The sequence below is a fragment of the Mycobacterium sp. genome (assembly GCF_035603715.1).
GTDB lineage: Bacteria > Actinomycetota > Actinomycetes > Mycobacteriales > Mycobacteriaceae > Mycobacterium.
In genome coordinates, this window is sequence record NZ_DATNJW010000654.1 from 1 (window position 1) to 3,515 (window position 3,515).

The following is a 3,515-nucleotide window of genomic DNA, read 5'->3' on the forward strand; positions in this document are numbered from 1 at the left end:
GCGATGCGGGCCGAGAAATCGGTGGGCAGCGCCAGCGCTTCGTCCAGTGCGTTGGTGTGCAGCGACTGGGTGTGGCCCTGGGTGGCGGCCATCGCCTCGATGCAGGTGCGCGCGACGTTGTTGAACGCATCCTGAGCCGTCAGCGACCAGCCGGAAGTCTGTGAATGTGTACGCAGCGACAGCGATTTCGCGCTCTTGGGGTTGAACTGCGCGACCAGCTCGCTCCACAGCAGCCGGCCGGCCCGCAGCTTGGCCACCTCCATGAAGAAGTTCATGCCGATGCCCCAGAAGAAGGACAGCCGGGGCGCGAACTTGTCGATGTCGAGCTCGGCGTCCAGGCCCGCCTTGATGTAGTCGACACCGTCGGCAAGCGTGTAGGCGAGCTCCAAATCGGCTGTAGCACCGGCTTCTTGGATGTGATAGCCGGAGATGGAGATGGAGTTGAATTTCGGCATCTTGGCGCTGGTATAGGCGAAGATGTCGGAGATGATGCGCATCGAGGGCTTCGGTGGATAGATGTAGGTGTTGCGCACCATGAATTCTTTGAGGATGTCGTTCTGGATGGTGCCGGCCAGCTTCTCCGGCGGCACCCCCTGCTCCTCGGCGGCCACCACATACAGCGCCAGGATCGGCAGCACGGCGCCGTTCATCGTCATCGACACCGACACCGACGACAGGTCGATCCCGTCGAACAGCTGACGCATATCGAGGATGGAATCGATTGCCACACCGGCCATTCCAACGTCGCCTTGCACGCGCGGATGGTCCGAGTCGTACCCGCGGTGGGTGGCGAGGTCGAAGGCCACCGATAGACCTTTTTGTCCGGCGGCGAGGTTGCGCCGGTAGAACGCGTTGGACTCCGCGGCCGTGGAGAACCCGGCGTACTGCCTGATCGTCCAGGGCTGGTTGACATACATCGTCGGATAGGGGCCGCGGACGAAGGGCGGCTCGCCCGGGAAGGTGTTCAGCGGATATCCGCCGGACTCGACAGCGGCCCGGTCGGCGGCGATGTACACCGGTTTGACGTCGATGTCTTCCGGTGTGTGCCACACCAGTTGGTCGGGTGTGTACCAGTGCGCGGCCGCAGCCGCCGCAACGTGCTCTTGCACTGCGTCTTCGGTCGGTTGCGCCACGCTGCGGTCACTGTGCAGCGGTACATCGGCGAAGCTGCCTACTACAGGCGTGGTGGTCGTCATCGCGGCTAAGCCCCCAACCGGTCGAGCAGATGTGAAAGAGCCTCCACCGCATTGATTTTCGCGGTCAGAAACTCATCGGGTTGGTGATCTGCGCCGGCCACCGCTTTCTGCGGCCCGGCCAGACAGACGTGGGACACCCCCGCGTTATGGGCCGCATCGACGACTGCGGGCGCCTCGGTGCCGTAACGAGTGTCAGTGCCGCACAGCACTGCCACCGCCGGTGACCCCGCGTCGGTGACCGCTTTGGCGATACCGTCGGCATCGACGGTCCCCGGGTTGACCGCCTCGATGCCGCCGGAGGCAAGCAGGTTTGACGCGAAGGTCGTACGGATGTTGTGTTCGGCCAGCGGACCCAGCGGCAACAGCAGCGCCTGTGGGCGCGAGCCGGTGCGGGCAAGGTAGGCATCGGAACGGTCGCGCAGCGCTTCGAACTGCGCGGCGTAGCGGATGAGTTTGCCCGCCGCGAGCGGAGAATATGACGAATCACTCTGTGGCAGAGCTGGTTCGGTAAGATTCGGATATTCGTTGACGCCGGTGATCGCCGTCTTGCGGTGGGCGATGTCGTCGGTGCGCCGGGCGGCGATCTCAGCGATCTGGCCGGCGATGTAGTCATGCGCGTCGACGAAGCCGCCGTGCTGCTCGACGGTTTGAAAGGTCTGCCAGGCTTGGTTGGCCAATTGGTCGGTGAGGTCCTCGACGAACCACGACCCGCCCGCCGGATCCAGGATCCGGCCGACGTGTGACTCCTCGAGCAGCAGTAGCTGGATATTGCGTGCCATTCGGCGCGCGAAACTGGCGGCCATACCCGGGAATCCGCCTTCGATCGCGACGTCGAAGGGGAACACCAGCACGGTGTCCGCGCCGCCGACACCGGCCCCGAAGGAGGCCAGCGTGGTGCGCAGCATGTTCACCCAGGGGTCGCGTTGCGTCATCATCGGCAGCGACGTTTCGGCATGGACGACGGCCGCACCGCGGTCAGGATCGCCGACAACCTCCGCGACTCGCGCCCACAGCCGTCGCAGCGCCCTGATTTTGGCGATCGTCAGAAATTGATCGTCGTCGGCGGCCAGCCGGAAACTGATCTGCGCCAAGGCCTTGGCCACCGGCAGGCCGGATTCGGTGAGCACCCGCAGGTAGGCCACCGCGGCGGCGATGCTGCCGGCGAGCTCCCACGTCGCGTTGGCGCCGAGATTGTGGAACGCGGGCCCGTCGACGGTGATCGCTCGCACACCGTGGTCGTCGGCCAGCCGCGTTGCCATGCTGACGACTTCCCGCAACTCGGGCGCGGGACGCTCGCTGAGCGCCGCAGTGAGTGGGTCGGCCCCCAGGTCGATCGACAGGATTGCCCGCTGATCGGGCTCGACGCGGCTGACCAATTCGAGCAAGGCATCGCCGGCGGCCTGGTAATCAGCGCCGGCATCGAGAATCACCGGCGCCATGCTCAGATAAACGCCTTCGAACACCTTCTCCAGCTGTGCGGGCAACACACCGGACTCCCCCACCCGCACCAATAGCGCGCTGACACCCTCGGTGAGCGCGGCGAGCACCGCGGAGTTGACCTCCTCCGCGGCCACCCCGACCACCCGGTTGGCCGGAATGGCTTCGGTGACCCTCCACCCGGACTTGACGTCGCGCAATGCGTCGGCACCACGCAGGTAGGGCCACTCGCCCGGCAGCGGCGGCTCGGGCAGCTCGTCGAGCGCGGTGTAGAGCGCCCGGATCGCGACCGCCTCGTAGGTCGGGGTTTCCAGCATCTGCTCGGGCTCCGGACCGAGTTCGTCGGCTTGGCGCCGTGTGCTCTTGGCCAGGACCCCGGCCACCGCCGTGCGCCATCTGGCGCGGGCCTGCTCGAGATCGGCAGGTTCAGCGGACACATCGACTGACACCGGCGGCTCCCCATCTCAGTACGTGCCAGGTCCAGGATGTGACAACCCGGCACTGGTCTGTCACCCGACCACCAGGCTAAATGATGCTCGGTCGCGTGACCGCACAACCTGCGGCGACCGGGTCTGACGAGGCACAACGACCCGCCCAGGTGAGGAGTACCTTACTAAGGTAGAGCGGCTAACGTTAGGGCGATCATGCGTACTCGACCGCAGGGCGCAGGCGATCAAACCGGCTCGGTGATCGTGCTTGCCCAGCTGACACCCGGAACGCGGGCAACCGTGGTGGGCACCGCCGCCCAGGCCAATCCGATGGTCGCGAACCGGCTGGGGCAGTTGGGCTTTCGCGCGAACGCCCGGGTCGATGTGATCCGCCGGGCACCACTTGGTGACCCGACCATCTATCGCGTGCAGGACACCGAGCTGTGTCTGCGCC

3 protein-coding genes are annotated in these 3,515 nt (G+C 65.9%); 1 reads left to right on the forward strand and 2 read right to left on the reverse strand.

Annotation, left to right across the window (positions count from 1 at the left end; all coding sequences use genetic code 11):
• Positions 1-1,196 (reverse strand): methylmalonyl-CoA mutase family protein (locus VN856_RS26435; RefSeq protein ID WP_325694832.1); only part of this gene is annotated, 1,196 nt, incomplete at its 3' end.
• A gap of 5 nt (positions 1,197-1,201) precedes the next feature.
• Positions 1,202-3,082, reverse strand: a complete 1,881-nt coding sequence (gene mutA / locus VN856_RS26440) for a methylmalonyl-CoA mutase small subunit (protein WP_325694834.1) — start codon at positions 3,080-3,082, stop codon at positions 1,202-1,204.
• Positions 3,083-3,277: 195 nt separating this feature from the next.
• On the opposite strand from mutA, the gene VN856_RS26445 reads away from it, so the two are divergent.
• The coding region (locus VN856_RS26445; RefSeq protein WP_325694836.1) for a FeoA family protein at positions 3,278-3,515 on the forward strand (238 nt) is incomplete at its 3' end.